This is a genomic window from Phaeodactylibacter xiamenensis (assembly GCF_000759025.1).
Taxonomy (GTDB): domain Bacteria; phylum Bacteroidota; class Bacteroidia; order Chitinophagales; family Saprospiraceae; genus Phaeodactylibacter; species Phaeodactylibacter xiamenensis.
Map to the genome: position 1 here is coordinate 157,858 of NZ_JPOS01000083.1, position 16,901 is coordinate 174,758.

Annotated in this window: 12 protein-coding genes; 5 read left to right on the forward strand and 7 right to left on the reverse strand. The window is 47.5% G+C overall.

Annotation, left to right across the window (positions count from 1 at the left end; genetic code table 11):
* The first annotated feature begins 258 nt into the window (after positions 1-258).
* On the forward strand, positions 259-1,464 hold the full coding sequence (locus IX84_RS23550) for an FHA domain-containing protein (protein ID WP_044226638.1): 1,206 nt from the start codon (positions 259-261) through the stop codon (positions 1,462-1,464).
* A 10-nt stretch (positions 1,465-1,474) separates the two neighbouring features.
* Here the strand turns inward: IX84_RS23550 and IX84_RS31445 are convergent, their stop codons facing one another.
* Positions 1,475-3,361, reverse strand: coding sequence for an SUMF1/EgtB/PvdO family nonheme iron enzyme (locus IX84_RS31445; RefSeq protein WP_052516339.1), 1,887 nt, complete (start codon positions 3,359-3,361; stop codon positions 1,475-1,477).
* A 620-nt stretch (positions 3,362-3,981) separates the two neighbouring features.
* Here IX84_RS31445 and IX84_RS23560 point away from each other — a divergent pair.
* Positions 3,982-5,289: an IS1380 family transposase gene (locus IX84_RS23560; protein WP_044223612.1), complete on the forward strand. Its 1,308-nt coding sequence runs from the start codon at positions 3,982-3,984 to the stop codon at positions 5,287-5,289.
* 271 nt (positions 5,290-5,560) lie between these two features.
* Positions 5,561-5,842: a transposase gene (locus IX84_RS23565; protein ID WP_044226641.1), complete on the forward strand. Its 282-nt coding sequence runs from the start codon at positions 5,561-5,563 to the stop codon at positions 5,840-5,842.
* Between the two features lie 224 nt (positions 5,843-6,066).
* Here IX84_RS23565 and IX84_RS23570 read toward each other — a convergent pair whose 3' ends face one another.
* The 3 genes from IX84_RS23570 to IX84_RS23580 all read right to left on the reverse strand — a co-directional run bounded on the left by IX84_RS23570 (position 6,067) and on the right by IX84_RS23580 (position 8,816).
* Entirely contained in the window at positions 6,067-7,161 is a 1,095-nt protein-coding gene (locus IX84_RS23570; protein WP_152605209.1) for a hypothetical protein, read from the reverse strand.
* Positions 7,162-7,747: 586 nt separating this feature from the next.
* Positions 7,748-8,230 carry a transposase gene (locus IX84_RS23575; protein WP_152605210.1) on the reverse strand — a complete coding sequence of 161 codons (483 nt, stop codon included), beginning with the start codon at positions 8,228-8,230 and terminating at the stop codon, positions 7,748-7,750.
* Positions 8,175-8,816 (reverse strand): transposase, encoded by a 642-nt coding sequence (locus IX84_RS23580; protein WP_160213904.1) that lies wholly within the window; start codon positions 8,814-8,816, stop codon positions 8,175-8,177. The genes IX84_RS23575 and IX84_RS23580 overlap by 56 nt, the downstream gene beginning before the upstream one ends.
* A gap of 193 nt (positions 8,817-9,009) precedes the next feature.
* Between IX84_RS23580 and IX84_RS23585 the strand changes: the two genes are divergently transcribed.
* Positions 9,010-9,981, forward strand: a complete 972-nt coding sequence (locus IX84_RS23585) for a class I SAM-dependent methyltransferase (protein ID WP_044226650.1) — start codon at positions 9,010-9,012, stop codon at positions 9,979-9,981.
* On the opposite strand, the gene IX84_RS23590 is transcribed toward IX84_RS23585, so the two are convergent.
* Together IX84_RS23590 and IX84_RS23595 are read right to left on the reverse strand one after the other, a co-directional pair.
* Positions 9,978-11,360, reverse strand: coding sequence for a tagaturonate reductase (locus tag IX84_RS23590; RefSeq protein ID WP_044226653.1), 1,383 nt, complete (start codon positions 11,358-11,360; stop codon positions 9,978-9,980). The genes IX84_RS23585 and IX84_RS23590 overlap by 4 nt on opposite strands.
* Positions 11,361-11,367: 7 nt before the next feature.
* On the reverse strand, positions 11,368-12,291 hold the full coding sequence (locus IX84_RS23595; protein WP_044226655.1) for a sugar phosphate isomerase/epimerase family protein: 924 nt from the start codon (positions 12,289-12,291) through the stop codon (positions 11,368-11,370).
* 630 nt (positions 12,292-12,921) lie between these two features.
* On the opposite strand from IX84_RS23595, the gene IX84_RS23600 reads away from it, so the two are divergent.
* Positions 12,922-15,732, forward strand: a complete 2,811-nt coding sequence (locus tag IX84_RS23600; protein ID WP_044226659.1) for a glycoside hydrolase family 2 — start codon at positions 12,922-12,924, stop codon at positions 15,730-15,732.
* A gap of 8 nt (positions 15,733-15,740) precedes the next feature.
* Here IX84_RS23600 and IX84_RS23605 read toward each other — a convergent pair whose 3' ends face one another.
* Complete coding sequence (locus IX84_RS23605; protein WP_044226662.1) at positions 15,741-16,868, reverse strand: T9SS type A sorting domain-containing protein; 1,128 nt, start codon at positions 16,866-16,868, stop codon at positions 15,741-15,743.
* Positions 16,869-16,901 lie beyond the last annotated feature (33 nt).

Genomic DNA, 16,901 nt, shown 5'->3' on the forward strand with positions numbered 1-16,901 from the left:
CTCGATAGCCAAAAAAATAGCGGCGTCATGATTTTCACAAATCCTAAGTTGTCAGACTATACCTGTCCACTCGCACAATATAGAAATATTTCACTAAAGGGGAAAGTTTTGACACTGTTTAAGTACAAAGCTCCCATTTTTAGTTGGAAATTTGAGTGATAGGGATTAATTTGGTGACCGGATAGGAAAGCGAAGAACTATTTGCCCTGCCATTTATTACTCGAAATAGCTTCAACCCTAAGTTATAAAAACGCTGCCATGCATGAATTGACCATAGGCCGGTCTAAAGCCTCCCAAATAGTCTTTAATAATGATAAGAAGCTTATAAGCCGGAATCATGCAGTACTCCGAATTTACCCCGATGGTTCTTGTACTATCATGGATAAAGGAAGCCGCAATGGAACTGCTGTGAATGGCAGGCTGCTACCGCCAAACCTTGAATTCCACCTTCAGCAAGGTGATGAGGTAATGCTGGCCCGGAAATTAAAGCTGGAATGGGAGGCTCATGTTCTAGGCCTTTTAAAAAAGGAAGACAGGCAGACTGCTCAAATGCGAGGGGAGGCTGCCTCCTTAAGAGGCAATCCAACTGGTAGGGGAACTGAAAAAATGAACCGCGAGCCGGCACAGCCTCCTCCCAAACCGCGCCCTGATACCTCATGGACTGACAAAAAGCAACAGGAAAGCGACGAGCGTAAAAAGCCACCGTTTCCGTCTCCGCCACTTCCCGGTGAGCCAGCGCATAAACCAACTGTACTGACTTATACAGTAGTAGGAGACTTCTTTGATAAGGCTATACCTATTCCGGGGATTACCCGCAATACAAGGGCATTTTTTAACCTTCACTTCCAGCCTATTACCAAAATACTTCGTTTGATTGAACAGCCCGATGGGGAGGAAGAAGTCAGCCCTTTCGGATTTTTTGGCTATAGCATAGTGATTTACCTGGGGCTTATCATTTTCGCTTCCAATATTTTTGAAGAAGACAACTATATGCGGCAGGAGTTAGTGGACAGCTTGTACCAAAATGGGGTATATGTTGATTTCCCGATACTGACTACGCTACTTTTGGTCGTACCGTTTTTTGTTACCATCTGGCTGACCTACCAAATATTCAACCGTTCTGAAAAAAATAAAAGGTCCTTTACCAAGTTTTTTAAGCTTGCCTCGCTGACTCAAGGGTTTATAATCATTTACACCGGATTGTGGTTTCTAATGCTAATGGTGTTTATAAAAAAGACGGCTAATTCACAAATTGGGTCTGATGGAGCAACAATTGCAGGGATACTGTTCCTGATTTTCTCCTTCTTGCTTCTTTACTTTAGTTTAGTCTTCTTGAGATCCAACCGCCGGTTTTGGGGAGTTGGGTGGGGGAAGTACATAGGCTTCATGTTTTTGGTAGCACTTGCTTCTGGGATAATTCGTCAGTTGCTAGTCATGGCTATTAACAACTCCTTTGTCCATTAGCATGCCTGCTTTATTCCGTGCGGGCTAGCCGGAAGCCAATATTCTTTTTTCCTCGTCCAGGATGGTAGTCCTCCCGATATATTGAGCGGCAGAAGTCATCGTCGCTATTGAATGCTCCGCCGCGGACCACTCTGTGGGGTCCTTCCTCAGGCCCGGTTGGGTTGATTGCTACTTTATCAGCAAAATTCTTGTAGTGCCTATATTCCCAGCGATCGTACACCCATTCGTAGCAGTTCCCGCTCATATCATACAGCCCCAGTTCATTAGGCTGCTTTAAGCCTACAGGCTGTGTTTGTCCACTGGAATTATGCTCGTACCAAGCTAGCTCATTAAGCTGATTCCCTCCTGCGAAAGGGTATCCTTTGCTTTTCAACCCTCCCCGGGCAGCGTATTCCCACTCAGCTTCCGTGAGCAGCCGATAACCGTTGGCGCTTGTTGACCAAATGACCTCTTTTCTGGAGTTTAAAGTATAAACAGGTACAAAACCGCTCTTTTGGCTCAACCAGTTGCAGTAACGAATTGCCTGATACCAGCTTACCTGAATCGCCGGGCGGTTCCCGCGCCCCCATCCTTTATCATCCGGTAATGGCTGCTGCTGCTCTTGACAAAAACGGTCATATTCCTCAAAAGTGACCAGAAATGGTGCGCATAAAAAACTGTCTATTTGCACCAGATGCTTAGGTCGTGACCGCTTAAAATGCGTACCACCGCCCCGCCAATAACTACCGCCTTCTATCTTGATCAACTCTTTAGGCTTTGTGGCGGTAGCTTCGTCTGATTCACTTAACTGGGCTTTAAGCATCTCGTTCACCTGCTCTGTATATTTGCCATCCGGAAAATCAGCCCGATACTGATGCAATAGGAAAAATTTCCCGGTCCGCTGTATCAAAGCCCAGGCTGCATCATCTTCTTTACTGCGCAATCTCTTTAATGCTTCTGAATAAAATCTGCCATTAGGGTAATTGACAAGATATTCATTATAAGCATTTATGCTGTTAAGGGCTAAAACCTGTTTCCATTCAATCGCTTCCTCCATTTTATTTATCTGCTCTCTAGCTTCTACAGCAAAAGATGTTTCCGGGAAAAGAGACAGGTATTTCCGATATGCATCTAATGTATTTTCCGCAATTGTTTGTTGCCAGTAGTCTTTCGGGCTTATCCGTTTCTCAAAAATGAATTGCCCGCCTTTATCCCCATTTAATCTTTTTGCAATTGGAGTTTGGGTAGTTTGGGAATTCGTGTGATGGAAAATTTTATCAGCGAGCTGCTGAGTATTTATTTTAACCACATCAGCATCTAATAATGATGTTTGTAGTCCGCGCGCGAAAGGGCTGTTGGCACCTATTTTGTCGACTACAGGCTCATCGTGTTGACCCGAGGCAATTACCCAGCGTGAAGGCCTCCTGTCAAGCGACTCAAAAGTATCTTTCCCATGGTCCAAATTCCGAAAAGCAATAGAAGCAGAAAAACAAGCGTCTGAAATGAGTAGAATATGATGTGCACTGATCTCCTCCAGTAATTCTTTAATCCTGGAATTCGACAAATACATACCCGTAGAGTCTTTTCCTCCATCTACCGGAATCCAGTAACCTTTTCCATTTCGTTTGCTGGAAACTGTGCCATGCCCCGCAAAATAAATGATCAGATTGTCATCATTCGTCAACTTTTTTGCATAACCCTCCAGAGCCTTGATGATATTTAGCCTCGTGGCCTCTTCGTCCAGGAGCAAACAAATATTGACCGCATCGAAATAAAAGTTTTCTTCCAGAATGGCTCTGAAGTCTTTGATGTCTTTAACAGCACAATGAAGGTTTTCACAGTGTATATACTCGTCGATGCCTATTCCGAGAAAATGATTTGTACGTTTATTTATTTCAGGGTTTAGATCCAGTGCCATAATCGACATGTAACTTTTTTGGAAGACATAATGGATTCAATGCATCTCCTATTGACATTTTTAAATGTTAAAGATACGGAAAATAAATATACATTGTCATTTTTCCTTTACAATACTCCGAGGCGGATTAGGCGGCAATTTTGCAGACAGTCCTGAAGCGCTCGCGGATGGAATTAATTTTTGAAAGCTGTACGCAGATGCCAAACGTGGCAATAAATCTTTGGCATATTAGGTTTTAACGTATGCCATAGAAAACGCTTTGCGTTCCGGCGGCGGTATGCTGCTTTAGATCCATGGTAGTGTCGGTACAAGCATTGATCTTTGCGGATTTAACCTGCCTCTGTTCGTACAGGTAGTGTACGATGACAACCTTAACGTAGCCTGTTGTAAAAGTAGCGCACCTTAAAATATGTAGAAAACAAATTGGTTTACTACACAGCTTTATTGACTCAAAAGTTGAAAATTGAGGATGAGCAGTGACTGTAATTCTATGCTTACCCCCCAAAAATCGAGCCAGTGGCTTAGCCCGGATTATTCACGGCAAGGCATAAAAAAAGGGTATAAGTTCTTATATTAGAGTTGCTTAGGCTTCAAAAAATATAAAAACTCCATACCCAAAAATGAGTAATAAAAATACGGCTTTTTATCAGAATAAAAAACAATACACCTTCGATTTTTCGGGCCAGGAAACCAGCTCAGATGGAGGCTTTAGCCTTCTGTACAAACTGGCGAGAAGATCAAAATTGATCAAAGCGTTCAGTGAGCAGGTCCCCGACCGGCGCGACCCTGAGCTGATCACTTACAGTGTTGAAGAGCTGATAATGCAACGGGTAATGCTGCTGGCTTGCGGTTACGAAGATTGTAATGATGTAGATTACCTCAAGGAAGACCCCTTGCTGAAAGCTCTAATGGATAACGGCTTGTGTTCTCAACCAACGCTGAGCCGCCTGGAAAACAGCCTGAACATGGGCGCCGTGTACCGGCTGGCTGAGTGGTGGGTTGACCGGTATGTGGCTAGTTTGCCCACTGATAAAGAGTATGTGATCATTGATGTGGATTGTACCGACGACCCTACCCATGGAGATCAGCAGGGCAGTTTGTTTCACGGCTACTACTGGCAGTGGATGCTCAATGAGCTGTTTTATATAGATGGGGAAACGGGGCAAATCATCCTGCCGGTATTGCGCCCCGGCAACGTACACTCCAATAAATGGAATGACAGGTTTTTGCGGGTAATCGCCAGGAAAATCCGCCAGCGCTTTGGGGATATTCAAATCATCGTCCGGGCTGATGGCGGCTTTTCCTGCCCTGGTTTTTATGAGGTAGTGGAGGAGCAAGACCTTGATTTTTGCATTGGCCTTACATCTAACCCCCGCCTGAAAGCGGCGGTCCGGAAATCTTATGACTGGGTCAATAAGCACTATGGGCAAAAGGGGGCCCGGCATCAAAAGTTTGTAGGGCCCTTCAGTTACCAGGCTGATTCCTGGGATAACCCTCAGCAAGTATATGCCAAAATTGAATCGACGGGCAAAGGCATGAATCTGCGTTTTATCGTTAGCAACTTTGCCGACGACGATGCCGAAGAGCTATACAAAGATTTTTATGTGCAACGCGGAGAGGCCTCTGAAAACCGGATCAAGGAAGTGAAGAACATGTGTTTTTCAGACCGGCTCAGTTGCCATCGTTTCAGTGCCAACTTCTTCCGGCTTATGCTGTCGTGCCTGGCTTATGAGTTGTTGCGCAATTTACGGGGACTGATCCGAAAAACGGCTCATGCCAAAGCCTGGGCCTGGTCGGTACAGTCTATCCGGCTATATCTGCTAAAAGTAGCTGCCCAGGTTCATGAAACGGTTCGCAGGATACACATTCGTTTTTCGCGAGCCTTTTCCCAACAGAACCTGTTCCGAGAAGTGATGATGCAGTGTTAGTGGCTCGCCAGCCAGGTGTCAACAAGGAGGGGGTTTTTTCTACAGGGGGCAAGCCCTGGAGGGAAGGCTATGCCCTTGGCTCATCATTTTCGGCTTTTTTCCGGCAAAATGAGAAAAAATTCTTGGCGAAGGAAAATTTAATTCTATTCCAACCGGGAGCCAAGGAGTAGTTTTGATAAAATCAGCGCGGCATGGAGTTAAAATTTAATTTCAACTCCATGCCGTGAATAATCCGGGTTAGTTGGTAAAAACCGTAAATTAGCCACTGATTATGAAAAAGAAACGTAGAATATTTAGCGCAGAATTCAAACTAAGAGTCATCTTATCGGCTCTTAAGGAATGGCAGACAATATCAGAATTATCTCAGGAATATGATCTTCACCCGAATCAGATTTCTAGATGGAAGACAGGCTTTTTAGATAACGCCGCCCATTACATGCAGTCTGCTAACAAGCAGGGCAAAACGGAAGACAGTGTTGATACCGACCGGCTTTTTGCTAAGATAGGGCAGTTACAAGTAGAGCTGGATTTTCTTAAAAAAAAGCTCTCATGATGCCCAGGGGCAGACGGCAGGAGCTACTGGATAGAGACCACGCTCTTAGCCTGCGTAAAACAGTCGGCGCTACTCCAGGTCAGCCGCAACAAAAAAGTATTATGAGCCTAAAGAGGAAGATGCCTTTAACCTCTATTTGATGAAGCTCATAGACCAGCAATATCAGCGCACACCATTCTATGGCGTACCCAGGATGACGGAGGGCGCAGTTGTAATTTGTCCCCCTACCGAGCCAAGTTTTGAATGACAATATCCCACCTTTTGGAGAGCACTGCAGCCCTGAGGAAGTAAAGTTTTTCGACTGTCTGGGCATCCCAGAATGCCGAAGTATTTTTGAATCGCAGGTTAATAATACGCCGGACACCGGACTCTACTATCCCACTTCCGCACATCAGGTTATGTTCCTTACAGTCAGCATATTGCATTCTGTTTTCGTGCTTTTCCAAATATGCCATATACCGGTCGGCCAGCTCATTTGAATACTTGAATATTTTCCGGCAATATTGCGCAATCTTTCCCGCCTGCCCATCCCAAAACCAATTCAAAAACCTTTTTAGCAGGCTTGTTTTTTCTTTTTCGCTTACCCTGCTATTCATCATTTCTACGATTTTGTGGACATATTCGGTACCATGATAGGCATCCAGGGTTTCAATAATTTTATCCTCGCTGACCCCCAAGCTCTTTAACAAGGCTGGCACGTTGTTCCATATCCAAGGTGCTCCGTCGCCCAATAGCTGGACGGATTTGGCTTCCTTTATTGCCAGCCTTGACAAATAGCTCCCTAGCAAACTGAATAAGTGCCTTTGGTCGAAACGGCAGCCGTATATGGGCAGCGTCCTGCGGTCCAGCCTACCTTCTTCGTCCAGGGTATCAATGACAAACAGTTTCGGCTCGCGCCAAGCGGTGTCGTACTGCCCATAGCCTTCTTCCGTATACTTACCGTTGTATTCACGGGTTCTCGTGCGGCCGCCGTCAAGCGCTATGACCACCCGCTTTCCCGCTAAGGATTCGTCACTTTGAATGGACAATTCCGCTTCGCCTGCTGCATGGCAGGCTTGAGCCAAGCGGTTGCTGATTTCTCTTACGGAGCTAAGCCCAAGCTGTACACCAAACTTCGTAAGTAACTCATGGCCAGTGTCGTAAGAAGGGCATAGTGCAGCGCAGAATCCTACCTTGTCATACAGCGCAGGGCTGGCACTGCCGATTAAATTCCAGTGCCCCGAGAGCAAATGGCGCTTTTGATTATAACCTGGTGCAGGTACTTTGACATATGGGCTGCACACTTCAGCATGACTCCCGGTCGACAGCCGCACCTGCATTAGGCGTTTCGTGATTTTACGGCAGCCAGCTGCTTTGGCAACAGATGCCAGTCCTTCGTATACTTGCTCTGCCGCCGCCGGCAAAACCACTTCGCAGACTTGGTCGTGGAGTGCGCTAAGCTGGGCCGACAGCTCCGACTCAAAACCATGAAGGTCGCCGTCACACAGCTGCTTTTGCCAATTTTCTATCCGGCTGATTACGGTTTGCTCAAAGAACTTCTGTATTTTTGATCCAGTAGTGAGGTCTGTCATTTTTTTTGATTAAGCACCTTAAAGATGCCAAATCCTCACTACTTTTTATACCCCTACTCACGGGGGATAGGGCAAACGCACCAAACGTAGTTTCCACTAAAATGGGCGATACAAGCCTTTAGAAGGGAAGATTTAGCTTGTTCCTCGCCTCAAGCCGGCTGGGCTCTTCTTTTTTTCATCGCCAAAAAAGGAAGCAAAAACGCTAGAAATTGCAAACTCGTCCCTCGAACATGCAATTTCGGCAGCCGCCACCCAATTTAACGTGTTCCGCTACGTGTTCCGTGGCATGTTCTCATTTTAATGCGTTTGCCCTGGTTCAATAGTCCGTGGCAAATCAGGCGGCAATTTTGCCTATAGCCCTGAAGCGCTCGCGGATGGAATTAATTTTTGAAAGCTGTGCGCCGATGCCGAACGTGGCAATAAATCGGTCCAGCAATAAATCGTTGGCATACTGGGTTTTAACGTCTGCCATAGAAAACGCTTTGCGTTCCTGCGGCGGGGTGCTGAGGCAGTATGCTGCTTTAGCAAGCGATACGGCTGTGAGGGCCGTGTTGAGATGGAAGTACAGCTTTTGCGGACTGCGTGCCTGGCAGTGGGCCAGCCCTGCATGTTGCTTGCCATCTCTGTACAGGAACTCAATCTGAAAGCGGCACTGATAAGCGTGCAGTACCTCTGCGGCATCCATGCCCATATCGGTGCAGGCATAAATCTTCGCGGATTTTACTTGCCCCTGATTGTCCAAGTGATGTACGATGACAACTTTAGCATGGCGTGAAATGGTCTTCGCGCAGGGCGTAAGGATTGATCCGCCCGTCATATGTTTTAGGGCGCCCCCTTCTTCTTTTCAGCCTTGGCCCATTATAAAGGTAGCGCAGCCTTGCATCCTTTCGCAGGCGGGTGATCAGATGGAACCCTTCGCCAAGCAGCGTATTCACGAAAGGCTCCCTGGCGAAATAGGCATCCGCAGCGACATACCTGGAGAGCCTCAGCAGGGCTTCTTTGCGCTCACAAAGGATACGGGCATAGAAAGCAAGCTGCGATTCCCCCTCTTTCAGGCCTACTGTCTGGACGGCTTCGAGATGGAGGGCTGCTTTGTCCGCCAGGTCCACAGCAGCTATACCCGAAAACTCCAGGCCGCGCAGCTCGCGGCCAGCGCAGCCAGAGCAGAAGTAGCCTATGCCCGCTGCATGCTTGCCGCTCTTTGGTACAAAGCAAGGGTCAAAAGCAATAGCCAAGTGCTGCCCAAGCTGCTGCGAAGCCAGCTCAGCATTGAACTCCAGCCAACCGAAGGGGCGGGCGAAGTTCTGACGGTAGGTATCTTCCCCGTATTCGCCCCAGCGCGAAAGGTTGGTGAAGTTGTACCGGCCTCGCACGGCTAGCCATAATGGAAACAAGTGCAGCATAAATCGGTATTGCCAACGGTTATTTGTAGAAATTTTTCGTAATATTTGTTCTGTGAGTGCTTTGACGCTCATAGGGGCAAAGTTGGTTTGAGTGTGTAGGAACTCCCAAATTACAACTTTCCCCTTTTTTATGGCTATGCGTCATTTTCCCCACGGACTATTGCTGGTTGTAAATCTTTTAGTTATCGATTAAATGCCGTATATCACTACCGACGATTTTTCAGAAGCCTACTCCAAGCTACATCAGCGGGGGCTAGCCTTTTTAGCTTCCAAGTTTTCCTGGGCAGCCCGGGACCGTACGCGCAGTGCCTTTGATGATTTAGGGCTGCAGGCGGCCAATTGGTGGATTGTCCCTGCCGTCCGGCAACGCTGGAATAGCCTTATTACAGGGCAGCCGGAATTGCCCTATGAGCCTTATTTTATGCAGCAGCACCTAAACGGAAAGACAGGGCTGCGCATGCTTTCTATAGGATCAGGGATTTGCAGCCACGAAATGGTATTTGCTCAAAGCCCGCACTTCAGTCAGGTGGTTTGTGTGGACATTGCCGGCAATTTGCTAAAGGCGGCAGCAGCCAAAGCCCGGGAGCTTGGGCTTGCCAATATGGAATTCCGGGAAGTGGACCTGTATAAAATGGATTGGCCTGAGGAAACCTACGATGTGGTGTTCTTTCACGCCTCACTTCATCACTTTGAAGCAGTAGAAGACCTCTTACAGACCAAAGTGCAAACCACCTTAAAGCAGGGCGGGCTCGTTTTGATAAACGAGTACGCAGGCCCTAACCGGTTGCAGTATCCTAAGGCTCAAATCCGGGCGATCAATGAAGCGCTGCAGCTCATCCCGGAGGCTTACCGCCGCCGCTTCAAAACTGATATACTTAAGCGGTGGGTTTCCGGACCGGGGCTTTGGCGGATGATCCTGGCAGACCCTTCAGAGTGCGTTGATTCAGAATCAATTATCCCGACTCTGCACCGGCATTTTGAGGTGGTGGAAGAACGCCCTTACGGGGGCAACCTGCTGATGCTTGTGCTTAAGGATATTGCGCACCATTTTGTTGATACTCATCCGGAATCAGAACGGGTACTGCAACGAATTTTTGCTGCGGAAGATGCCTATCTGGAAGACCATAAAAGCGACTTTATCTACGGCGTTTACCGGAAAAATTAGTCCTGCATCGACCGTAAATATTGGTGTACGCTTGCTGATAAGAACCGGATATCCTCTCCCCATAAACCTTTGTTAGACAATACTTTATTCACTATAAAATCCGGTGTTTCCAATGCCCAGCACGCCTCAAAGAAGTTGACGGTCTCTTCGCTGTCTCTGGGCAAACCCGCAATATCGCCTTTGTACAACAGGATAAGCGCTGCCAGGGACTGGGCAATATGCTCAGGCAATGTATTCATTTTTTGATGATAGGCTATGGCAGTTGGCAGTAATCTGACCCTGAATTTGGAAGTGCTGTTCAGCGCGATGTCTGATAATTTGTGATGAATATAGGGGTTTCGGAAGCGGTCAAGGATGGCCACAATGTAATTCTTTGTTTCCTGAATGCCAAACGGCAGGGTAGGGGCGATTTCCTTTTGAAGCAAATCGGTAAGCCAGGCGCCCCATTGTGGATGCTCTACAAATTCACGCACAGTCTGTACACCGTTTGTCAGGCCGATAGGCACCATAGCGGTATGCGCGCCGTTCAGCAACCTGACTTTGAGCGTGCGGAAGCGGTCCAAATCATCCGTGAAGACAACATTTTGCCGGGTTTGGTCAAAGGGGAGTTCCCGCTTCACCTGCTCAGCAGCTTCTATAGCCCAAAGGAGGTAGGGCTCGGCGGTGACCAATTCGCGGTCTTCCCATCCGGTTTCCGACCAAATACCTGCTGCATTAGCCGGTGCGCCCGGGACGATCCGGTCCACGAGGGTGTTACAGAAAGTATTGTGGTCTTCAATCCAGGACTCGAAAGACGCGTCAAGGTTCCAATGCTTACTGTACTTCAGGATGCAATGCTTCAGTTCCTGCCCGTTTTGCTCGATTAATTCACAGGGTAAAAAGATCAGCCCTTTGTCCTTCGAACCTTCAAAGTGCTGAAAGCGATGGAACAGCCATTGCGTGAGCTTGCCGGGGAATTCTTTTGCAGGAGCATCTGTGGGCATAGGTTCTTCGCGGAAGGTAATGCCGGCTTCAGTAGTGTTGGAAAGCACGAAGCGAACTTCAGGCAGGGTAGCAGAAGACATATAAGCTGCCCAGTTTTGGTACGGGTGTATGATTTGCTGTATGCATTCCACCCGTTTGATCTCTCGGACCGGTTGCCCATTTTGTATGCCTTGCGTCAGTACATGAAAGAGCCCGCCTTGCTGACGAAGGCTTGCGTAGTCACCACGAGCCGTAGGTTTCACCAAAGCTACACCACCATCAAAAGCCGTCTCCTCGTTCAGGATTTGAATCAGGTAGTCTGCGAAAGCACGCAAAAAATTACCGCCTCCAAACTGAAGGACACGAATAGGGTGGGCCGTTTCCCGGCCCACCGCAGTTCTGCTCAATAGCTTCATCCAGTGTTTAGATTTTTATCTCCTTCAGGTAGTCTGCATCCGCTTTGGCGCAATCTATCGGTGCACACTCATCGTAGCGTTCCTGTTCTACGATGTAATAAGCCATGCCTTGCTTCTCAGCGACATCCAAAATTTTTGGATAATCGATAGTGCCGTTGCCAAGGACGCAGGAAGCCGCGCGCTCTTCAGCAGGCACATCCTTCATCCGGTCTTTGACGTGAGACAGCTTAAAGCGGCCGGGGTATTTCTCCAAATATTCTATTGGATCCGCACCACCGGTTACTACCCAGTAAATATCCATTTCAAAGTCTACAGTATCAGGATCCGTATTTTCCATCATGTAATCCTGTATGATCTGTCCTTCCAGCTCCTGAAAGGAATAATCATGGTTGTGGTAGCCAAACCGGAGGCCATATTTCTTGGCAATAGCGCCACATTCATTGAATTGGTCTACTACGCGCTTGTAATCATCGAGTGACTCTTTCATCCCGATGTAAGGGCAAATCAGATAAGGCATTCCGATTTCTCCGGCCTGCTGTGCTTTTTGCTCAAAATCTTTGTTGATGTCGCAGTGAGAGGAAATGGCGTCCATGCCCAGTTCATCCAGATAGGCTTTGTACTCCGTATTAGTCATGCCCCAGAAGATGCCGTCTTTGCCTTCGTAGCTTTCAATTTGTTTGTAGCCGAATTCAGAGAGCGCTTTCAGTACGCCTTTAGGGTCTTCGGCAATGATATCACGAAGGGTCCAAAGCTGTATGCCGAATTTATCGAGCTTATGGCCTGTTTCTGCCATTTTCTCCGCCGCTGCTGCAGCATCCTCGTTTCCTGTTGCCCCATTTGCCGATTCGCTGCTACAGCCATAGTAGGGGAGTAGCGCTGCTGCTACAGCTGCCTTGGTAGATTGCTTCAAAAATTTACGCCGGTCTTGCATAGGTGATGGTTTTTGTTTTGAAATAATGCGAAAAGATAAAAAATATGTGGCAGAGTAGATTGTGGAGCTGAGGAAGAAATAGAACAGGGATTCCGCTTTTTCAAAACCTTATTTAACATAATATAAATTATAGGGTAAAATATAAGCGAAAAATAGTGGCTTAAAGCCGTCTACAGTGCTTTGAAACCAAGCTGTGGAAGTATGATGCCCCTGAACATCAGAGCTTACTGTCTTCTGCATTAGATAAGTTGTCCATAGAGCTTTGCTTAAATTTACTGTACAGACCTCTCTGCATGTCTCCAGCTTGTCCATCGGCTGAGATGTCAATTTGCGCCAAAAAATCAAACTAAGTGATTTCGCGTAAATTCCAGGCTCAATTAACATGACTTGCCTGAATTAAAAAACGCGCTTAAAATGCAACCCGTTTTTTCTTATTCAGCATAAACAATTTGTTTACTCCTACCCTGATTTGCTTTATTTTGACTACAATAAAACATTGTGGAATGACATTGTAGGTTACATAATACATCCGTCAGTGTTATCTATTTAGTGCGAATCTGCTTTCCGCAGGTCGCTTACAAACTATAATTATCAGATTTCCCTCTCAAATTACACCAATATCGACTGAGTATGAGATCCAATACCACCCTCCTGCCACTTCTCTTTTTCACCTGTTTTATCCTGGGATGCACATTTGAATCTATAGCACAATCCACTGAAATACAGTATCTTTCGGGTGTAGATAAAGACCGTACGATTGAATGGGACTTCCATATTGACCGCGGTATGAACAGCGGGAAATGGACTACAATTCCTGTGCCCTCTAACTGGGAAACTGAAGGGTTCGGGGTGTACAATTATGGCCGTGGTAAGCAGCCGGAGTCTAACGAAACCGGAACTTACCGGCATAAATTTACCGTGCCTGCCTCCTGGAAAGATAAATCTGTACATATTGTTTTTGAGGGGGTTATGACGGATACCAAGGTGTTCATTAATGGCAAATCTGCTGGCCCTACGCATCAGGGCAGTTTCTACCGGTTCAAATATGATATCTCCAACCTGCTGAAGTATGGGGCTGAAAACGAACTGGAAGTTGTGGTGAAAAACTGGTCGGACAACCCCTCTGTCAATACTGCAGAACGGGAAGCCGATTACTGGGTTTTTGGGGGTATTTACCGGCCCGTCTACCTGGAGGCTAAACCTCAGGCGCACATTGAGTGGACAGCGATTGATGCCAAAGCGGACGGCTCATTCAGGGCTAATGTTTACCTAAGCAATACACCTAAAGCAGATGCCGTGGAAGCACAGGTGACAGATATGGACGGCAACCCGGTAGGAAACGCCTTCTCCTCTCCTACTGAGAAAAGCATGGATATGGTCGTGGTTTCCCAAAAGCTTAGTGGCGTAAAAACCTGGTCGCCGGAATTCCCCAATCGCTATCAAGTGAAGTTCAGCCTGATGGCTAAAGGGATACCTCTGCACACGGTTACGGAGACCTTCGGCTTCAGAACGGTAGAACTCCGCCCCCACGATGGATTCTATGTAAATGGGCAAAAAATCAGGTTTAAAGGTGTGAACCGCCATAGTTTCTGGCCCGAGTCTGGCAGGACAACAAGCTTTCAGATCAGCGTGGACGATGTCAACCTCATCAAGGACATGAATATGAACGCCGTAAGAATGGCGCACTACCCACCAGACAAGCACTTTCTGGAAGTATGCGATTCACTCGGCTTATTTGTGCTGCATGAGCTGGCCGGCTGGCAGACAGCTTATGATACCGTAGTGGGCCGTCAGCTCGTAAAGGAATTAGTCACACGGGATGTCAACCATCCGTCCGTCGTGATTTGGGACAATGGCAACGAAGGCGGCAATAACTTTGCGCTCGATGATGACTTCCATCTTTATGACCCGCAAAAAAGGCCAGTAATCCATCCCTGGGCGAAATTCCGGGACACCGATACACAGCATTACAAAAGCTTTGGCTGTTGTGCCGATGGCTTATTCCATGGAGACGACGTCTTCTTTCCTACAGAGTTCCTCCACGGATTGTACGATGGCGGGCACGGGGCCGGGCTTGATGATTTTTGGAAAGCGATGGTAGACCATCCCCTATCGGCAGGTGGCTTTCTCTGGGCCTTGGTGGACGAATGTGTGCAACGCTCCGACCGGGATGGCGAACTCGACTGTCAACGCAGTAACGCACCGGACGGCATCGTAGGGCCCTATCGGGAAAAGGAAGCGAGTTTCTTTACGATTAAGGAGATTTGGTCGCCGGTGTACCTGGATATTCAGCACATACCGGCCTCGTTTGATGGCGTCATTCCTGTCCACAACCGCTTCCATTATACCAATCTCAGCCAATGCCAATTTAAGTGGCAGTTGGTGGATTTCCCGGCAGCAGGTGCAACGGAGATAGCCCCGATTATCCGGCAGGAGAAGGAAATCACAGCAGGAAACATCGAACCGTGGGAATGGGATAAATTGGAATTAGGCCTTCCTGATAACTGGCGGCAATACCAAGGATTGCTGCTCACCGCAACGGACCCGCACGACAGGGAAATCTTCACCTGGTCCTGGGCCTTGCAAACGGAAGCGCAAATCGTCGAAACCCTCCTCCCCCCTACTGCCACCAATAAAGCAATCGCAAAAGAAGACAATGGCAACATTCTTACCTCTGCTGCTGGAGTGGAAATTGGCATTGGGCTGGCAAGCGGTCTGATCGAGACCGTGACCAACGAAAAAGGCAATTTTCCCTTCTCAGGAGGCCCCTTACCCGATACCCTCATCGGTGCCTCCACCTTCAAATCCATCAAGCACTATTCCGATGGCAACGACTATGTCATTGAGGCTGAATTTGAAGGCGTTTTAAGAAAGGTGGTTTACAGGATGCTGGGCAGCGGTCTCCTCCAAATCGGCTACGCCTATCTTCCAGGAAATGGCACCTACGATTTCCTTGGGGTAAGCTTTGATTACCCCGAAGATCAGGTAACCGGAGTGAAGTATTTGGGCAGAGGCCCCTACCGCGTTTGGAAAAACCGCAGGAAAGGTCTGCAGTTCGGGGTCTGGGAGAAAGCCTACAACAATACGGTAACCGGGGAAAGCTGGAACTATCCGGAATTCAAAGGCTACCACGATGAAGTCTATTGGGCGGAAATTCAAACTAAAGACCAACCCTTTACTTTGATGATCGCCTCGAACAATTTATTCCTCCACCTTTTCACCCCAGATGAGCCTGAGGGCGCTTACAACACCAACACAGATGGCAAATTCCCCGGCAAAAACATCTCCATACTTCACGCGATAAGCCCCATCGGCACCAAATTCAAGCAACCGGAAAATCTGGGGCCGCAAAGCTATGCCAATGAGTTTTTTGCCAACCGGGATCGGCCTCATTTCTTTTTGAACGGCACTATTTATCTAGACTTCAGGGAAAAAGAGTGATTCCTGCGCTATTGCTTCACCACCCTCGCTGCATGAACAGCATCCGCCGTAATCAGGTGAAGATGATATACCCCGGCGGGCAATGCACTCAAATCCAGTTCCTGCCCGGGGTTGTCGTAGCGAGCGATGCGCTGCCCCTGAGCAGTGTAGACCACCACTTCTTTGGCTGTAATGTTGCGCAGCTGCAGCATCCCATTAGTGGGGTTTGGGAATAGCTTGATATTGGCTTGGGATATTTCGGTGGCAGAGACCATGCATGCCGTTTCCACTTCCTCTCGTGTGGCGCAGCCCGTTGCATTGCCACTTATATTGGCCGAATTCGTCTCCAAGCTCAGATAATTACAAATGCTCTCTATAGCGCAGGAAGATAGCTGGTAATTTGATGACATGAAAAGGTTGTCAATCGTTGTCGCATCAAGGTTTTTCAATCCCGCCAAACTCATTAATTCAGTGTTGCCGCTAATTACAAGGAATCCGCCGATGGAGGTAAGCTGTTCCAATTCCGTCAAACTCGTTAGAACACTGTTGAAACGGATATAAAGGTCTCCACCGATGAGAGTTAGCTGGATCAACCCTGTCAAACTCGTTAAATTAGGGTTACCAGAAATCTCAAGATCTCCGTGAATGGAGTTTAGCTGGTCAAACCCAGTTAAATTCGTTAAGTCAGGGTTGCCGCTAATCAAAAGGTCTCCACCGATGAAAGTGAGCTGTTCCAACCCTGACAAACTCATTAAATGAGTGTTGCCGATAATCGAAAAGACTCCATTAATCGAGGTAAGCTGGTTAAACCCAGATAGACTGGTTAAGATAGCGTTAGATTTAATGTTAAGATCTCCATCAATGGAAACAAGTAGCTCCAACCCAGCCAGGCTTGATATGCTATCGTTGTCTAACAAATCAAGATTTCCGCCGATGGAAGTAAGGTTGCTAAGACCGGAAATGTCGGTAATGTCGGTAGGGTCAGACAAGCTGCCAATTAGCATACTTCCCGCTATTTCCGTACAGTCCGGATAGTCAGCCACAAAGGCATCTACCTCCGCCTGGGAGCTGAGGATGACATCGCCCGGCGGGCATTGTGCATTTAGGCCACAACAAGCAAAAGCGGAAAGTAAAAATGTAAAACAGTATTTTAGCATGCGACCCGTTTTCTGGAGGTTTCGTGGATAATT